General features: G+C 64.7%; 20 protein-coding genes. 6 read left to right on the forward strand and 14 right to left on the reverse strand.

Annotated features, from left to right (window positions below):
• Window positions 1–29 precede the first annotated feature (29 nt).
• The 4 genes from FVP60_RS03055 to FVP60_RS03070 form a co-directional block, all read right to left on the reverse strand.
• Complete coding sequence (locus tag FVP60_RS03055) at window positions 30–563, reverse strand: GNAT family N-acetyltransferase (RefSeq protein ID WP_147824781.1); 534 nt, start codon at window positions 561–563, stop codon at window positions 30–32.
• A gap of 9 nt (window positions 564–572) precedes the next feature.
• On the reverse strand, window positions 573–1,124 hold the full coding sequence (locus FVP60_RS03060; protein WP_147824782.1) for a P-loop nucleotide/nucleoside kinase family protein: 552 nt from the start codon (window positions 1,122–1,124) through the stop codon (window positions 573–575).
• A 36-nt stretch (window positions 1,125–1,160) separates the two neighbouring features.
• Window positions 1,161–1,703, reverse strand: coding sequence for a GNAT family N-acetyltransferase (locus tag FVP60_RS03065; protein WP_222705886.1), 543 nt, complete (start codon window positions 1,701–1,703; stop codon window positions 1,161–1,163).
• 90 nt (window positions 1,704–1,793) lie between these two features.
• Window positions 1,794–2,204, reverse strand: a complete 411-nt coding sequence (locus FVP60_RS03070; protein WP_147824784.1) for a nuclear transport factor 2 family protein — start codon at window positions 2,202–2,204, stop codon at window positions 1,794–1,796.
• Window positions 2,205–2,305: 101 nt separating this feature from the next.
• On the opposite strand from FVP60_RS03070, the gene FVP60_RS03075 reads away from it, so the two are divergent.
• On the forward strand, window positions 2,306–2,686 hold the full coding sequence (locus FVP60_RS03075; RefSeq protein ID WP_147824785.1) for a winged helix-turn-helix transcriptional regulator: 381 nt from the start codon (window positions 2,306–2,308) through the stop codon (window positions 2,684–2,686).
• Window positions 2,687–2,708: 22 nt separating this feature from the next.
• Here FVP60_RS03075 and FVP60_RS03080 read toward each other — a convergent pair whose 3' ends face one another.
• The 6 genes from FVP60_RS03080 to FVP60_RS03105 form a co-directional block, all read right to left on the reverse strand.
• Entirely contained in the window at window positions 2,709–3,290 is a 582-nt protein-coding gene (locus tag FVP60_RS03080; RefSeq protein WP_147824786.1) for a GNAT family N-acetyltransferase, read from the reverse strand.
• Window positions 3,291–3,312: 22 nt separating this feature from the next.
• Window positions 3,313–3,480, reverse strand: coding sequence for a hypothetical protein (locus FVP60_RS12970; RefSeq protein WP_187240538.1), 168 nt, complete (start codon window positions 3,478–3,480; stop codon window positions 3,313–3,315).
• Window positions 3,481–3,503: 23 nt separating this feature from the next.
• Window positions 3,504–4,073: a hypothetical protein gene (locus tag FVP60_RS03085; protein WP_147824787.1), complete on the reverse strand. Its 570-nt coding sequence runs from the start codon at window positions 4,071–4,073 to the stop codon at window positions 3,504–3,506.
• A gap of 61 nt (window positions 4,074–4,134) precedes the next feature.
• Window positions 4,135–5,040, reverse strand: a complete 906-nt coding sequence (locus FVP60_RS03090; protein WP_147824788.1) for a hypothetical protein — start codon at window positions 5,038–5,040, stop codon at window positions 4,135–4,137.
• Window positions 5,041–5,142: 102 nt separating this feature from the next.
• Complete coding sequence (locus tag FVP60_RS03095; protein ID WP_147824789.1) at window positions 5,143–5,940, reverse strand: alpha/beta fold hydrolase; 798 nt, start codon at window positions 5,938–5,940, stop codon at window positions 5,143–5,145.
• A 514-nt stretch (window positions 5,941–6,454) separates the two neighbouring features.
• On the reverse strand, window positions 6,455–7,717 hold the full coding sequence (locus tag FVP60_RS03105) for a hypothetical protein (RefSeq protein WP_147824791.1): 1,263 nt from the start codon (window positions 7,715–7,717) through the stop codon (window positions 6,455–6,457).
• Window positions 7,718–7,918: 201 nt separating this feature from the next.
• Between FVP60_RS03105 and FVP60_RS13195 the strand changes: the two genes are divergently transcribed.
• The 5 genes from FVP60_RS13195 to FVP60_RS03130 all read left to right on the forward strand — a co-directional run bounded on the left by FVP60_RS13195 (window position 7,919) and on the right by FVP60_RS03130 (window position 10,971).
• The gene (locus FVP60_RS13195) at window positions 7,919–8,164 is read left to right on the forward strand and encodes a hypothetical protein (protein ID WP_096146702.1); all 246 of its coding nucleotides are present in this window, start codon (window positions 7,919–7,921) and stop codon (window positions 8,162–8,164) included.
• Window positions 8,161–9,150 carry an SRPBCC family protein gene (locus FVP60_RS03115; RefSeq protein ID WP_147824792.1) on the forward strand — a complete coding sequence of 330 codons (990 nt, stop codon included), beginning with the start codon at window positions 8,161–8,163 and terminating at the stop codon, window positions 9,148–9,150. Before FVP60_RS13195 ends, FVP60_RS03115 begins: the two co-directional genes overlap by 4 nt.
• A 315-nt stretch (window positions 9,151–9,465) precedes the next feature.
• Window positions 9,466–9,744, forward strand: a complete 279-nt coding sequence (locus tag FVP60_RS03120) for a DUF6932 family protein (protein ID WP_425463448.1) — start codon at window positions 9,466–9,468, stop codon at window positions 9,742–9,744.
• A complete protein-coding gene (locus tag FVP60_RS03125) occupies window positions 9,726–10,028 on the forward strand; it encodes a hypothetical protein (RefSeq protein WP_147824794.1) in 303 nt (100 codons plus the stop codon). The genes FVP60_RS03120 and FVP60_RS03125 overlap by 19 nt, the downstream gene beginning before the upstream one ends.
• Window positions 10,018–10,971: a hypothetical protein gene (locus FVP60_RS03130; protein ID WP_094450847.1), complete on the forward strand. Its 954-nt coding sequence runs from the start codon at window positions 10,018–10,020 to the stop codon at window positions 10,969–10,971. The genes FVP60_RS03125 and FVP60_RS03130 overlap by 11 nt, the downstream gene beginning before the upstream one ends.
• A gap of 21 nt (window positions 10,972–10,992) precedes the next feature.
• Here the strand turns inward: FVP60_RS03130 and FVP60_RS03135 are convergent, their stop codons facing one another.
• The 4 genes from FVP60_RS03135 to cmtR form a co-directional block, all read right to left on the reverse strand.
• On the reverse strand, window positions 10,993–11,544 hold the full coding sequence (locus tag FVP60_RS03135; protein WP_095796329.1) for a hypothetical protein: 552 nt from the start codon (window positions 11,542–11,544) through the stop codon (window positions 10,993–10,995).
• Between the two features lie 224 nt (window positions 11,545–11,768).
• A complete protein-coding gene (locus FVP60_RS03140) occupies window positions 11,769–12,077 on the reverse strand; it encodes a hypothetical protein (RefSeq protein ID WP_147824795.1) in 309 nt (102 codons plus the stop codon).
• The gene (locus FVP60_RS03145) at window positions 12,074–13,987 is read right to left on the reverse strand and encodes a heavy metal translocating P-type ATPase (RefSeq protein WP_187240539.1); all 1,914 of its coding nucleotides are present in this window, start codon (window positions 13,985–13,987) and stop codon (window positions 12,074–12,076) included. Before FVP60_RS03145 ends, FVP60_RS03140 begins: the two co-directional genes overlap by 4 nt.
• On the reverse strand, window positions 13,984–14,343 hold the full coding sequence (gene cmtR / locus FVP60_RS03150) for a Cd(II)/Pb(II)-sensing metalloregulatory transcriptional regulator CmtR (RefSeq protein ID WP_147824797.1): 360 nt from the start codon (window positions 14,341–14,343) through the stop codon (window positions 13,984–13,986). The genes FVP60_RS03145 and cmtR overlap by 4 nt, the downstream gene beginning before the upstream one ends.
• Between the last annotated feature and the right edge of the window lie 38 nt (window positions 14,344–14,381).

The raw sequence follows: 14,381 nt of genomic DNA on the forward strand, positions 1-14,381 counted from the left end.
GGCTCACGCAGGCGAAGCGATGCTCGCCGCTAATCGGTGAGCATCGGGATGCCCGTAAACGCGGGCACCGGATCGGAGCGTAGGCGCCCGTAGGTATCGACGTCGATGCGTTCGCCATCGATCAAGAATTTGCCGCGCTCGGTCCCCTCCTTCACGAACCCAGCGCGTCGGGCCACACCCCCGGACGCCTGATTGTTGACGCGGTGCCCTAGTTCGAGGCGTTCCAGCGCGCGCTCGGTGAGCGCCCAGTGCGCGACAGTCGCTGCCGCGCGCGCTGTCCATCCTCGGCCGCGCGCACTGGCTGTCATCCAGTACCAGAACCAACCCGAACGATTCGTTTCGTCAACGCTGACCCCGACGAGTCCCACCAAGTCATTCTCGACGACGACGGCCCAGGCCTCGTGCGGCGGCACAACCAGCCGATCAACGTACTGCTGGGCCTCCTCCTCGGAGGTAACTTGCCCCTGTCGTTCCATATCAGGATTCGAGGTGAAGGCCGAAAGCACCGCGGGCGCGTCGGTGCGCGTCAGTCGCCGGAGGTGTACCGAAGGTTGCGTTGTCACCCCGCCAGACTACGTGGCGTTGCGGGAGGGCCGAGCCGAACTGTCGTTGCTGAGGTGCCTGATGATCGCGTCGGCGATGCCATCGGGTGAGGATGCCGCCGCGTCGATCGTGAGCACAGTATCGGGCCAGTCTTCGTAGGTGGCGCGGCGTCTGTTCACCGCCTCCCAGCTGGGCTCTGAGACGTGGCTGAAGCCCCGGTCGCGGTTGACGAGTCGGCGCTCATGGGCGTCAAGGTCGGCGATGTTCAAGGACACGAACACCAGTTCTGCGCCGGTCGCTTGCGCCGCCCGTTGCCACGTCTCGCGGGCGGGCGCGCTGTCGTTGACCGCGTCGACAACGACGCCGAGTCTTTGGCGCAGGTTGAGTTCGGCCATCGCGCGAACGGCCTCGTAGGCGGCTATCCCGACCGGCTCACCGGGCGGGAGGCCACATGAGAGCAGGGCATCCTCGACTGGATCGACCGAGAGGTGCACGAGTCCCAGACGCGACGCGAGGAGTTCGGCGGCGGTGGTCTTGCCAACGCCAGGCAACCCGGATATTACGACAAGCTGACCAGTCATGTGTCTCTTCGCATCGCGTTCGAGGCATCAGTGAGCTTAGCGACGGTCATGCCGTAACCAGTCCATTCGGGTCAACGCGTACTGCGCGTAGGTCGACGGTGATCCCGCGAAGACGGCAGCCTCACCCTCCCCCGTATACGTCATGCCCAATCGCTGCAGAATACGAACCGATGCCGCGTTCGCGTGCAGTGCCTCTGCCCAAATGGATGACAGCCCCACTTGCTCGAAGCCGTACGCCAGCCCTGCCAGCGCAGCCGCGGTTCCGAGCCTCTGCCCCCAACGAGTTGACGGGCCGATCACGAATCCCAGCTCGCGCGTGCTCGCGGTGTCGCCGTGTAGGTCGACGTAACCCACGATGTCGTCGCCGAGCACGGCGGCGAGGCGCAGAAGGTCCGGGGGCGGGCTCGTGATCTGCGCCCGCCACCACGGAACCAGAAAGTGACTGCTTGACTGCGTGGTCCAGTCGGCGTGGTCGCAGAAGGTCGCATCGGTTGCCCACGACGCAAAGGTCGCGGCGTCATCGAGCACCATCGGGCGCAGCACGATTTTGTGTGCGGCGAACTTCGCGAGGGGTTGCATCACCAACGACGGTAGCACCACGCTCAGCCCCGGGGCGACCCTCGCATCAGCGGTGCGCCGCCACCAGCGGCGACGCCAGCACCCATGCTGCTAACGGGAGGCTGCGGCGCCCCAAAATGCGTCCTCCGCGGGAGGATCCTCGGAATACAGGTGCACCTCGGCGATCTTTCCGTCGCGAATGGTCAACAGATCGACGCCCGCCATGTCCATGACAGCGCCGTCACGCTCGCCCGTGAAGCGCACCGGCACGGCGACAGACTCGCCGTTCGTCATCATCGCTCCCGACACCGTCAAGGCAAACGTGCCGCGGCTGACCTGCATCATGCCTCCGATAACGGCGCCAACAGCCTCGATGCCAGTGTGGACACCCGAGAACTGGTTGTCTCCGGGCTGATGCCACGCGACGCTCGGGCTGAGAAGGCCCATCGCAGTGGCGACATCACCCGCGCCCAGGGCATCGAAGTACGCGGTTGCGACGGTCTTAGGGTTTTGATTGGTCATGTTCTCGCTCCTCGGTGAATGCGTTGCGACGGATGGTGCCGCGTTGCATTTCCATAGTGACAAAAGGTAACCTGTTACCTCAACGTAACTGGGGTAGACACATGACTCGTCCGGAGTGGAACGTGATGCTGGCGTCGTGCCCGTCGCGCACGTCGCTTGCTCGCATCGCCAACAAATGGACGGCGATGATCGTGATCGCGCTCGAAGGCAAGCGCTTGCGTTTCGGTGAGATCCGCGTGGCGGTCGACGGCATTAGCGGCAAGGTACTGTCGGAGACGCTGCGACAGTTAGAACGCGACGGAATCGTCGCGCGCACCGCCTACGATGAGATGCCACCGCGCGTTGAGTACGAACTCACGCCGCTCGGAACCACGCTGTACGAGCCGCTGTCAGCGCTCGGTCGATGGGCCGAGCAACACATAGAGGCGGTCGAAGACGCGCGATTCGCCTACGACGTCCGCGAGCACTCGGCCGTCCTTTAGCTCCGTCGGGTGGCTGCCGCACTCACCACGCCCGGCCCCGCAGGTGGATATCACCTTCGGGCCAGTCTTCGAGATTGCGGTCAATAGGCAGGATGAGCAGTGGTTGCCCGGGCGGGTCGGCAACCGGGTGTCCGGTGCGGTCAAGCGAACACTCAACGGCGGAGATTCGACTCCAGCCGCATGACACATAGAACGGAACCACGGACTCGCGGCACCCCAAGTAGCCAAAGTCGATGCCGCCAGCGGCGTTCATGCACTCCGCCGCGCGCGTCATCAGGCGCTCGCCCAAACCCGCGCCGTGTGCATCGTCGGAGATCAGCACGCCACCGACACCCGCAATGACGACGTCGTGCCCCGCGACGCTGATGGCGCGTCTCGCCCAGCCGACATGCCCCATGACCGCGCCCACTTGGTTCCGGGCAATGATGTGGTGGTCGTGTGGCGCGTACCCATACGGCTGATTCGGGTTCCACGCGCCGAAATCATCGAGGTACTCGGCGTCAAACAGGTCGCGGAGCGCAGTGAGCTGACCCGCGGTCAGCGCAGCGTGCGCGATCACGTCGATTTCGATCCCGAGCGTATTGTGCCGTGACCCTGCCCCCATGGTTCCACGCTATCGAACGGCGTCAGGCGTCTCGTTGCGGGTCGATCGGAACGCTGGCGCGATCGATCGAGAAAAGGTCGGGTTGAGCGCGCTCAAAAGCACTTTCGAGAGCGTCGGCGCCGTGGGTCATAACCAGATCTGCTTGGAAGGCGTCGAGTACCCGATCGATTACGTCGTGAGGTTGGATCATACGTGATCTGTAGCGGCCGGTCGCTATCGGACAGTGCCAAGGCTATCGCCGGCGGAATCCGCCGCGGCCTGTTCGATGAGACGAATGCCATGCGCTTTCGTCTTCGCCAACCATTCTTCGTTACGCGACGAGTCTGGGGCGTAGCGCAGCTCGAAATACGCCTTCCAGGCGGAGCGGATGCGAGCGACATTCCCGTCATTGCCCGCCGCGAGCCAGTCCAGCGCGGCCCATCCGTGCGCGCCGATATCGGGGCTGAAGTGGTCGGGGTCTTCCAGCGGAACCACGGCACCCGTCGAACGCGCCCATCCGAGCACCGCATAGGACAACGGATAGAAGTCGATGGATCGGTCACCATCGGACCCCACCAGCACGCCATCGACAAATCCCCTCTCGATGCCGAAGCGAAGTGCGCGCCCATTGCTGTGGAGCCTCAGAGCCCAGACATCCATCTGCTCCGGGCCCCAAAAGTCACTGACTTCCCACCCGACCCCGAGTAACCCGCGAACGAATGTCGACAAGCCCGCGTCTCGAGCGCGCAAATGATCGATGAACCGGGGAAGGTTCGTGAGATCGAGGGGCTCTTGAGCAACCATGGCTACAACTCTAAGGGCCGAGTGCTCGGCGGATTTGGGTCAGTGTCAGACGATACGCGCCTTAGCGCGTGGGTCTGGAACCAGCGGCGAGTGTGTCTACGGCCCACTTGCTCACGTTCTTCTGAGGCGATGTGCTCAAGCGCTCGACCACCTCACGGTGCGAGGCGAGAACTTCGGCTGGCGTCACCTGCAGTGCTTCGAGAAAAAGACGGTGGAGGCTCACGCTCGCAGCGTTGGCCTGGTCGTCTTGCAGCCCCTTCATCACGGCAGCGACAACCTGGTCGCGTTGCACGAGTCCCTCCTCGACCAGAGTCTTGACGATCGCGGGGTACCCACGGGTTCGAGACTCCTCCTTGGTGTGCATCCAAAATTTGGTCACTCGCACCAGCCCTGTGCACTCCATGGCGATGAGCAACTGTTGACGAAGCTCATCGTCGCCGCGGTACATCGCAAGCGTTGGTTCCATCCGCTCATGAAAGTCTGGGCCATCGCCAGACCGCCCTGTGGTCAGACGGAAGACCGTCGCGACGGCGTAACGATGCGTCGTGGGCCGCGGCATGCTGAGGCGAGCGCGCAGCGCTTCTCCCGAGGCATGGTTGCTGTCTTCGATCAGGTCGCTTGGCAGCTTGGTGGCGAGGAACTCCTCCACCATCCCGGCCAGCCATGAGGGGTTCCTATCCGCCAGCGCATCGGCGTAATCGTCAAACATCCAGGCCGCCGACTTGATGATTCTGCGAGTTGCACTGGTGTCGTCGTCAACGAGCGAAAGAGCCATGTCGGCTAGCGACAGTGCATTGCTGTACTTGGCGTAGCTCGGCAGCCCTCGATAGATGTCCGTGCGCAACCCTTTTAACGGACGAACCAGCCCTGCGCGTTCCGCTTCTGGTACCCCCTGGAGCAGCGCGAAGGTGTCCTCGAACGCGGCAGCGCGAATGGCAGATTCGAGTTTGCTGAAGTCGACGGGCATGGTAGAAATCCAATCTCACAGAGCGCGAAACCCTGTCTAGGGCACCATGCTACGGGTGATCTGTGCGCTGGCACGACCGCGTGGAGCGGGCGTGGAGCCGCCTCACCGTGGAGTGGCAAGCCATCGGCGAAGAACGTCCACCCACTCATCGAAAGCGTCGAGGTGCGCATCGTGGCTGCCTGCGGCGAGATCTACCCGCTGGGTCTCGGGTCTCCGACGGATCAGTTCGTCCTTCGCCTCAGCGGTGAACATGCCGTGCTTTGCGAAGACGGCGAGTGTCGGAACCACGAGGCCTTCCCACTCGCCCCAACGCGGTTGATGCACCGCGGCGATGGTGCGTTCCATGACGTCCGCGTCGAAGCGAGCGACCAGCCCTTCCCCGGTGCGGCGGAGGTCCGCCACCCAGGCATCGACGATCGCGTCGTCGCCGAGAAACTGGCGCGCCGATGCTTCGTTTTCGAACTTCGTCGGCCACGATGCGAAGTACCGGCCAAGTCGCAGCGCCTCGTCTGGGTCGTCGCTCCCCGCAACGTGTCCTTCGAGCATCACCAGGCCATCGACGAGGTCTGGACGCGCGGCGGCCACCAGGAACGCTGTGTGCGCTCCCATCGACTGACCCACAAGTGTGACGCGCCGGCCTGGAGCGCAGTCCTCGATCACCGCGATGATGTCGCCCACGAAGGCGTTGCGCGACAGGTCCTGCGGGCGACGCGTACTGTCACCGTGTCCGCGCTGGTCGATGAGCAACACATGACAGCCCTCGAGCGCCTCGGCGGTAGCGCGCATCTCGCGCGAGCTTCCGGCGAGACCGTGGAGCAAGATCACGATCGGCCCGTCGCCACCCAAGTCGTGGACGGCGATCGACGCACCGTCACGGTGCACCGTCAGGCGTGCGGGCACGGCGCGGGGTGTTGAAGCGGACTCGACCGCGTTGCGGCACCGAAACACGCCGGCTCGGAAGAACACCGCACCAGCACACCCTCCCCACCGGTGAACTCGATCCCTGCCAACGTTGCAGCTCGCTCGACCTCCGCGAACCCGATCCCCTTATGTAGATCGATCGATGCGAGATTCTGGGCGTTGATCACGCTGCAGATCGGCTCCCCCGGCGCTGCACGCCCGGTGAATCGAAGCACTTCGCTCAACAGCCTCACCGCGATTCCCTGCCGATGCGCCTCAGTGCTAGTCATGACTACTCCGGTAGGACTTTGCTGGCCACCGAACCAGGTCAGTCGCTTCGAGCTCCTCTGGCCCGCCGCCTTCGGTATGGTGCGCTTCGGTGACAGCTGTTTCTGCAGTGGCAATCCGGTCTTAGTGTGAAGGAAGATGCCAGACGTTGAAGCGGAATTTCACCAACTGACGTCAGGGATTGGCAATGCAACGGATGACCAAGATACCACTGCGAGCCCATGGGCTAAGCCTCAACGACGGACGACTCCCCCATCCTTCGCCGAACCTCAGCTGCTAGTTCCGATGTTCCTAGACCCACCTCGCGCGCCAGCAGAGATAACGCCACCCCGAGTGGCAGTGAAACTCGCCCGCGCTCCCCATGAGGGAGGATGAGTTCGGCATTTGACGGATCCCAAAGGGCCGGCGACAGTGCCGGTCGAACGAACGAAACGCCGTCAACGTACACCCGCTCCTCGTTTCGACGCTTGCGTTGCCGAAGTTCGTGCGAATCCACGCTCAAGAAGGTCACGGCCAACACCTCGGGGTTCGCGGCTTTGTTCAGCCAGCGGCCGAAGCCGAGAAAGTACGACGCCGCAATATCTGCAGGCTTGATCGAAGCTTCCTCCTGCAACTCGCGGTTCGCCCCGGCAATGGACACGGTCGCGACATCCACCGCCGTCGCGCCTCCCAAGTCCTTCGGTTCGAGGCTACCCGAGCCGCTCGGAGCGAGTAGGCCCTGCTCGCCGACGTTCCGGACGCTCTGCTCCGTGATGACGAACATCCCATCGGAGGTGACGGCGATCGTGCTGACTCCAATGCCATTAAACAACCAACTAGCATCGAAATCGCGAAGCCGTGCCATCCGGTCGACAAACAGCCGCCGACCGGCGAGAACTGTCTCCGATCCATCACGTCGCGTGTCGACTGCGGCGAAGTAGTCCGAAGCGAGCCGGTCGAAGAAGGTGCCGCGGACCAGCATCACGGTCCCCGTCTCGTCCGGCACCTCCGCCAAGGCGCTCCGCCAACCGAGCCCGGGTCCGTTGAAGATCGAGCTGTCCTTGGCGATTCTCTCCCGACGGTAGCGATGCCCGAGCACTCTCAGGTCGCTGGGAAGCGCGTACGGCTGCGGCCGCACCACCGCATTCAGGCGCCCCTCGGCGATCCGGAGGCTCATGTCGACGTCGTGCACGAAAGTCTCCGCGTGGACGCGGATAATATTCCACCGCTCGTCACCGGCAAGCTCCGCGGTAACGTCGGCGAAGTCGTCCAACGGCCGCCTGACGAAGGTGGTCCGTCGCCGCTCAAGCCAGTAGCGCCGGACATCGGCCCCAAGGAGGACCAGCGAGACAGTGGCGAGGAGCCAGTTGATCCACACGGGGATGGCGACGAAAATCCCCAGGACGCCGACGGCCGCGAGAATGGTGCTCAACAGGATCCAGCGAGCGGACGCAATCGCCTCACCGAGGTGCACCGCCGAAGTCAGCAGGCGCCGCTTAAGAGAAATCATCGATGGACCTCCGTCCGGACAGTGCGATCATGGTAGACGTTGAAGCGGAACTCCACCACGTCGCCGCAGATACCAACCTCTGTGAACCCGGCGAATCCCCAAAAATGACGGCCCTCGACTGGCTCGGCAATTATCGAGCTCGCCGAGCGGGGGGCGCAACCCAGGTTGACAACCCGTCACTTAGCAACGTAGGTTGACGGCATGGAGTCTCCGCGGATCGCAGCAGTAGCAGCCGATACCAGCGACCCGAAAGCAGGATTGCGGGCCGTAGCGTCCTTGCGCGTACTCGCGGACACCTTGGAACTTCGACAGGTCGAGGCCGCGTTGCGCTCGGGCATGAGTTGGCAGGAGATCGCCGACGCGCTCGGAGTGACGCGACAAGCCGCCCACAAGAAGCACTCCAAAAGAATTGACCCAGCGATCTCGACACCCAGGAGGAACAGATGAACAAACTCGTCCGCGCCGCTCAAACCAGCCAATCGCTGTCCCTGGCCGCCATGGAGGAAGCATCCCGGCTCGGGCTCCGCGAAGCCGACATCGACCACCTGTTCCTCGCATTGGTCATCAACGACCAGTCCGCCGGCCGCGCACTGCGCGAGCTCGGTATCGACATTGATAGCGCCCGTCTCGCCGTCGAGGAACAACGTGATGCACAGCTGACCTCGCTCGGCATCGAGGCGACGTTCCCCGAGGCCGGGCGCATCGTGTTCCACGAGACGGATGGGTACGAGTGGACTCGTCGCGCTCGGGACCTCATCGCGAAGTCCAGCGGCAAAGGCAAGCCAGGCGACGCTGCCGCCGTTCTCCGGGAACTCGTCGCAGAACCCAGCGGTCTGATCACGGGTATCCTCCGCCGCCTAGGCACGACACCCGATGTGCTCATCGAACGCCTCGATCGGGCCGACTCGCTCTCGACGAAGTCCATGCCCGCCGCAACGAAAGTGAAGGGGCGGACCACGGGAACGACTGAGACGTTCGTATCTGCACCACTGGACGAAGTGTGGGCGTTCCTCACAGATCCCGCACGTATCCCCGAGTGGGAACCGAGCATCGGCATCCTCGATCAGACCAGTCAAGAAGCGACGCCAGGTACGGTCTGGGAGGGCGTTGCACCCGTAACCTATCCAGACGGCAAGCCTGCGAAGATCAAGCCTCAGTTTCGTCGACGCAGTGTTGAACTCATCGCAATTCACCAACCGGACAGGATCGCATGGAGCTTCGGATATCCCGACGTCGCGCAAGGCAATTCGGTTCTGACTGAATTCGCCTTGGTGAACGCGCCCGGTGGCACACAGGTACGGATTAGTAGGTCCTGGTCGCGACGCCGAGGGTGGCGAGGACTTGTCGCATGGCCGCTGCGTCCAATCCAAAAGTTCCTGGTGTGGATCACCCTGTTTCAGACTGGCAGCGCGATCAGCCGAGCATTTCGCTAGCCCAACCCGCGGCGACTTGCCTGGTGGTCGAGCATAATCGAGTGCCCGGATCTCCCACAGGAAGATCCGGGCACTCGAACCAGACGTTGAAGCGGAACGCGACTACACGTTAAACCTGAACTCCACCGCATTCCGGCACATACCAACCTGTGGTTGCGTGTCTGGCTGGCATCGCCTCGGCCCCCACCTCGCCCCTTCCGGAGACGCAGAAGGTGGGGCAGCGGGGGCACGCGACCCGATCTCGCGTCCGCCTCTGTCGGCAGCCCCTGATAGGACATAATGACAGGTGACTGCGACCCACAGGGAGGTGACTTGGTGCTGCCTGCACTTGACGAGCAGACGGGCCTGCTTCCGCTGGGCCGATTCGGCGCGTCGTTGGAAGAGATCAAATCCCACTACGTTGACGATCCCCGGTTCGCGAAGTCGGCGACCCGCGCCGAGATCTGGCAGCACTTCGAGTCCGCTACCGACGGCATCCGCTCTGTCGTCCCCGTGGTGTGCGTATGGGTGGGTGGCAGCTTCCTTACCGACAAGATCGATCCTGACGACATCGACCTCGTCTACTGGGCGCAGACGTGCTCGTTGACCAGGTGACCGACCCCAAGGATCGGTACATCCTGCAGATGTTCGGGATGAACCAGGTCCGACCAGCGACGGGCCTGCGCGTTGATACTCGATACTGCCTATGGCACGTGTTCCCCGAGGCGGACCGCGCCCACTCAGTCGAGCACCAGTCATATGCGTTGAATCGTGGCTACTGGGATGACTTCTGGATGCGCAAGCGCAACGGCGCGAAGGAAGATCCTCCGCAACGGCCGGATGCCCTACCGCAGCGCGGCTACTTCGAAGTGACTCTGGACGGTTTCCATGGCGTTTGACTGGGAGCAGTTCAAGGCCAACGTCCAAGGCGAAGCTGAGTGGCAGGACGCAGATGATCTTGCGCGCATGAGCATCGAGACTCTGCGCGCTGAGCACGGCTTGCTGCGGCGCGACGCTTCTTCAGGGTCTCTGCGCCTGACTGGGCCAGGAATCACGATCCACTCGGGAGCGATCGACGGGATTGCTGACACGCTTCGCAATTTTCAGCGCCTGGTGCTTGCGACAGGCCTCGCGGTGAAGGGGCACAAGTCGTTGCGTGGGCAACCGCCCGCCGACGTCGTCTCGAAGACCCGACTGAACCTCAATGGTTCACCACTGCCGGGAAGCCTCATCCTGCAGATCGTGCCGACGACTTCGCCAGCGGACGAGATCTCACCCGATGGCCAAGTGGGGCTGTTCGGAGACGACAATGCAGAGCCCCAGTTGATCGACACCGCCATGAAGCGAGCACTGGGACTGCTCGAGGACGGACGTCGTCTCGGCCCAGATGCCGACACCAGTGACTTCTTGGCGCGCATCCGCGAGTACGGACCGCGCGTCGCCACGACGTTGCGCGACTTCTCGACAGGTCTGGTGAAATCAGGGTTCGAGCCTGATCTCACTTGGTCCCAGCCTCGCCAGGCGCGCCTGCGCACGCGCCTCTCCACGGCTGAACTCGCTCACATTGGAGAGCTCATCGCTTCTCGGGAACTCGAGCTCGAGCCGACCACCATCCGCGGCATCTTGCGGACTGTCAGCGAGATCAGCGCTTGGCAGCTGGAGATCGAGGACGGCGAGATCGTCAAGATCGACGCGAAGAAGATCCCTGCGGCGAACACTGCAACGCTGCGCACCGGCATGTCAGTTTCAGTCGATGTGTCAGTCACGGAAGAAACCGGCCCTGCCGGCGAAGTTAAGCCCAAGTACACGGCGACGTCGTTCACAGTGCTGAGCAACCCGTAAGGCCGAGTCGTTACACCACATCTAGTCCAACGGCTGGATCCGGAGGTTGGTCCGCGGCGGCAAATCCCAGCCGTGACGCGCATGAATTTCCCTAACCAACTCTTCCGCGTTGACCTGGAGCTTGGCAAGTGCAGCCGCGTCGTGGCCGACTGATCGTAAATGGCGCAGGTTGCTGCTCAGCGCGTGCGCCCAACTCATCAGCGGGTCGAGGTTCGCCACCCGCCGCTCAACGGTGTCGCCGGGCTTGGCGGCCTCAATCACCTGGCGGCCGATGGTCGCGCCCAGCGTGCGCTCGGCCTCCAGCCACGAGTCGATACCATCCCAGCCGTCGAGCTGGTCGACGAGCGCGATCGACGTGATGCGCAGGTTGGCGAGCCGCTCCCCCACCGGCTCGGCCGTCGGATCGAACCCGATTAGGCGCTGCACGGCTTCCTGCACCGCGAACCAGCGTGCGTCCTCGGCCGCCTTGCGCGACTCGGCGAGTGCCTCGTTCGCGCGCTTGTTCGCTTGGTAAGTGCCGACGCCGGCGATCAGCAGCGACAGGGCCGAGATCACCAGCGCGAGGACATCCATGGCTCGATCCTGCCACTACAAGAAGCAGTTCCTGAAGCACTTCCGGCTATTGCTTGCCCGAGGCGCGTCAGCCGACTAACCCGCGCTCACTACGACGCTCCGCGCGGCGACCAATCCCTACAGCGCGAATCTCCACTCCACCGATTTCCGGTACATACCACCCTCTTGAGGTGTGCAGTGAAGCGCTCGGCCCCGCGTCCGGGACCGACAGCTTGCGTTCGACGTCAACGATACGTCTCGTGCAACCCCTCCTCGATCTGAGACGGAGTCGGTGCACCGGCGTACCCGCGCTCAGTCGCGTAGACCCGGCACGCGAGCGAGCGAACCGGTTGCGTCGGAAAAAGGTCGACGCCGTCGACGAGGATCGTGGGCGAGCCTCCGAATCGGGTGTTCGCCGCTTCGGTCTCGGTGTGGATCGTTACCAGCTCGATGGGCACTTCCGCGAGCTCGGCGGCATCCAGCGCGGCGCGCGCGTTTGCTTCGGCGATGGCCGTGTTCGGGCAGTCGACGATGTGCAGCAGTTCGACCTTCATACGATCTGCTCCATCCGGGTCCGGGCCGCGCGCAAGCCATTGAGGATCACGATGACCTCCGCGATCTCGTGCACGAGCACCACGGCAGCGAGTCCCAGGACGCCGAAGAGGGCGAGCGGGAGCAGGGCGATGATGATCAGCAGCGACAGGATGATGTTCTGGTTGATGATGTGCCGTCCGCGCCGGGCATGGTCGAACGCGCGCGGCAGCAGCCGCAGGTCGTGCCCGGTGAACGCGACATCGGCCGACTCGATCGCGGCATCCGACCCGGTCGCGCCCATCGCGATCCCGATGTCCGCGGCGGCGAGGGCGGGGGCGTCGTTGATGCCGTCGCCGATCATCGCCACCGAACCATGCTGGCCGAGCTCAGCGATCGCAGCGGCCTTGTCCTCGGGGCGCAGCTCGGCGCGCACGTCCTCGATCCCGGCCTGCGCCGCGAGAGCGCGGGCGGTGCGGGCGTTGTCGCCGGTGAGCATCGTGACCCCGATGCACTGCGCGGCGAGCGTGCGGACGACCTCCGGGACCTCCAGGCGCAACTCGTCGCGGACGCCGATCGCAGCGACCGGCTCGCCGTCGCGGTGCACGATGACGACCGTCATGCCCTGCTCCTCCAGCCCTGCGACCCGGTCGCCGAGCGTCCCGGCGTCCAGCCAGCGGGGGCTGCCGACCGTGATCCGCGCGCCGTCGAGCTTGCCCTCGATGCCGTGCCCGGCCTGCTCGGTCACGTCCTCGGCTACTGAGGCCCCCGGCGCGGCGGCGGTGATCGCGGCCGCGAGCGGGTGGGTGCTGTGTTGCTCCAGCGCGGCCGCCCACGCCAGCGCCTGCGCCTCGGTGGTCCCGTCGGCGGTGAGAACGGCGTTGACGACGGGCTCGTTTCGGGTGAGGGTGCCGGTCTTGTCGACGGCGACGTGGCGGATCACGCCGAAGCGCTCGAACGCGGCACCGGACTTGATGATCACGCCGAACTTGCTCGCCGAGCCGATCGCGGCGACCACGGTCAGCGGCACGGAGATCGCCAGCGCGCACGGCGACGCCGCCACGAGGACGACCAGGGCGCGAGTGACCCACAGCTCGGGGTCGCCGAACAGCGAACCGATCAGCGCCACCAGGACGGCGAGGACGAGCACACCAGGGACGAGGGGTCGGGCGATGCGGTCGGCGAGGCGGGCGCGGTCTCCCTTCTCGGCCTGCGCCTGCTCAACGAGGTCCACGATCGTGGTCAGCGAGTTGTCGGTGCCCGCCGCGGTCGTCTCGACTTCCAGCGCGCCGGCGGAGTTGATTGCACCGGCCGAGACTGCATCTCCCAGCTCGACCTCGACCGGGATCGACTCTCCAGTGATCGCAGACGTATCCAAACTCGAACGACCCGTGACCACGACGCCGTCGGTCGCGATCCGTTCGCCCGGCCGCACCAGCATCAGCTGGCCCACCTGGAGGTCTTTCGCGGCGACCTCGACCGACGCGCCGTCGCGGCGGATGGTCGCTGTCTCAGGGACGAGCTTGAGCAGCGCCCGGAGCCCGCCGCGGGCGCGGTCCATCGCCTTGTCCTCCAGCGCCTCAGCGATCGAGTACAGGAACGCCAGGGCCGCGGCCTCCTCGACGTAGCCGAGGATCACCGCGCCAATGGCGCTGATCGTCATCAGCAGGCTGATGCCGAGCTTGCGCTTGAACAGTTTGCGGATCGCGCCCGGGGTGAACGTCGACGCTCCCAGCAGCAGACCGAGCCAGAACAGCACCAGCGCCAGGATCTCGAGCCCGGACCACTCCAGGACGAGACCGGTCAGGAAAGCGACGCCGGAGAGGACCGGGACCATGATCCCGCGGTCCCGCCACCAGGGTCGCTCCTGCACCTCCTCAACTGCTTCGCCGACCGTGGTCTCGGGCTCGTCGCAGCCGCACGCCGCGCTCATGCGCCTGCCCCCGTCCCGCAGCAGCCCGGCACCGGGCACTGGTCATCAACGCATGGCGCGTGCTCGTCGACGGCCAGCGTCACATCCACGAGCGCCGTGAGCGCCGCAGCAAGGTGCGGGTCGGCGATCTCGTAGCGCGTCTGCCGTCCCTCGGGCTCGGCGGCCACGATGCCACAGTCGCGCAGACAGGTCAGGTGGTTCGACACGTTCGACCGGGTCAGCTCCAGCTCGCGCGACAGCACCGCCGGATAGCTCGGGCCGTCGAGCAGGGCCATCAGGATCCGGGATCGCGTCGGGTCCGCCATGGCTCGGCCGAGCCGGTGCATGACGTCGAGGCGTGAAGCAATGGTCAGCATGCACTGAACTATACAGTGACTGCTGACCTATTTTGGTC

Source organism: Microbacterium mitrae, assembly GCF_008017445.1.
Taxonomy (GTDB): Bacteria; Actinomycetota; Actinomycetes; order Actinomycetales; family Microbacteriaceae; genus Microbacterium; species Microbacterium mitrae.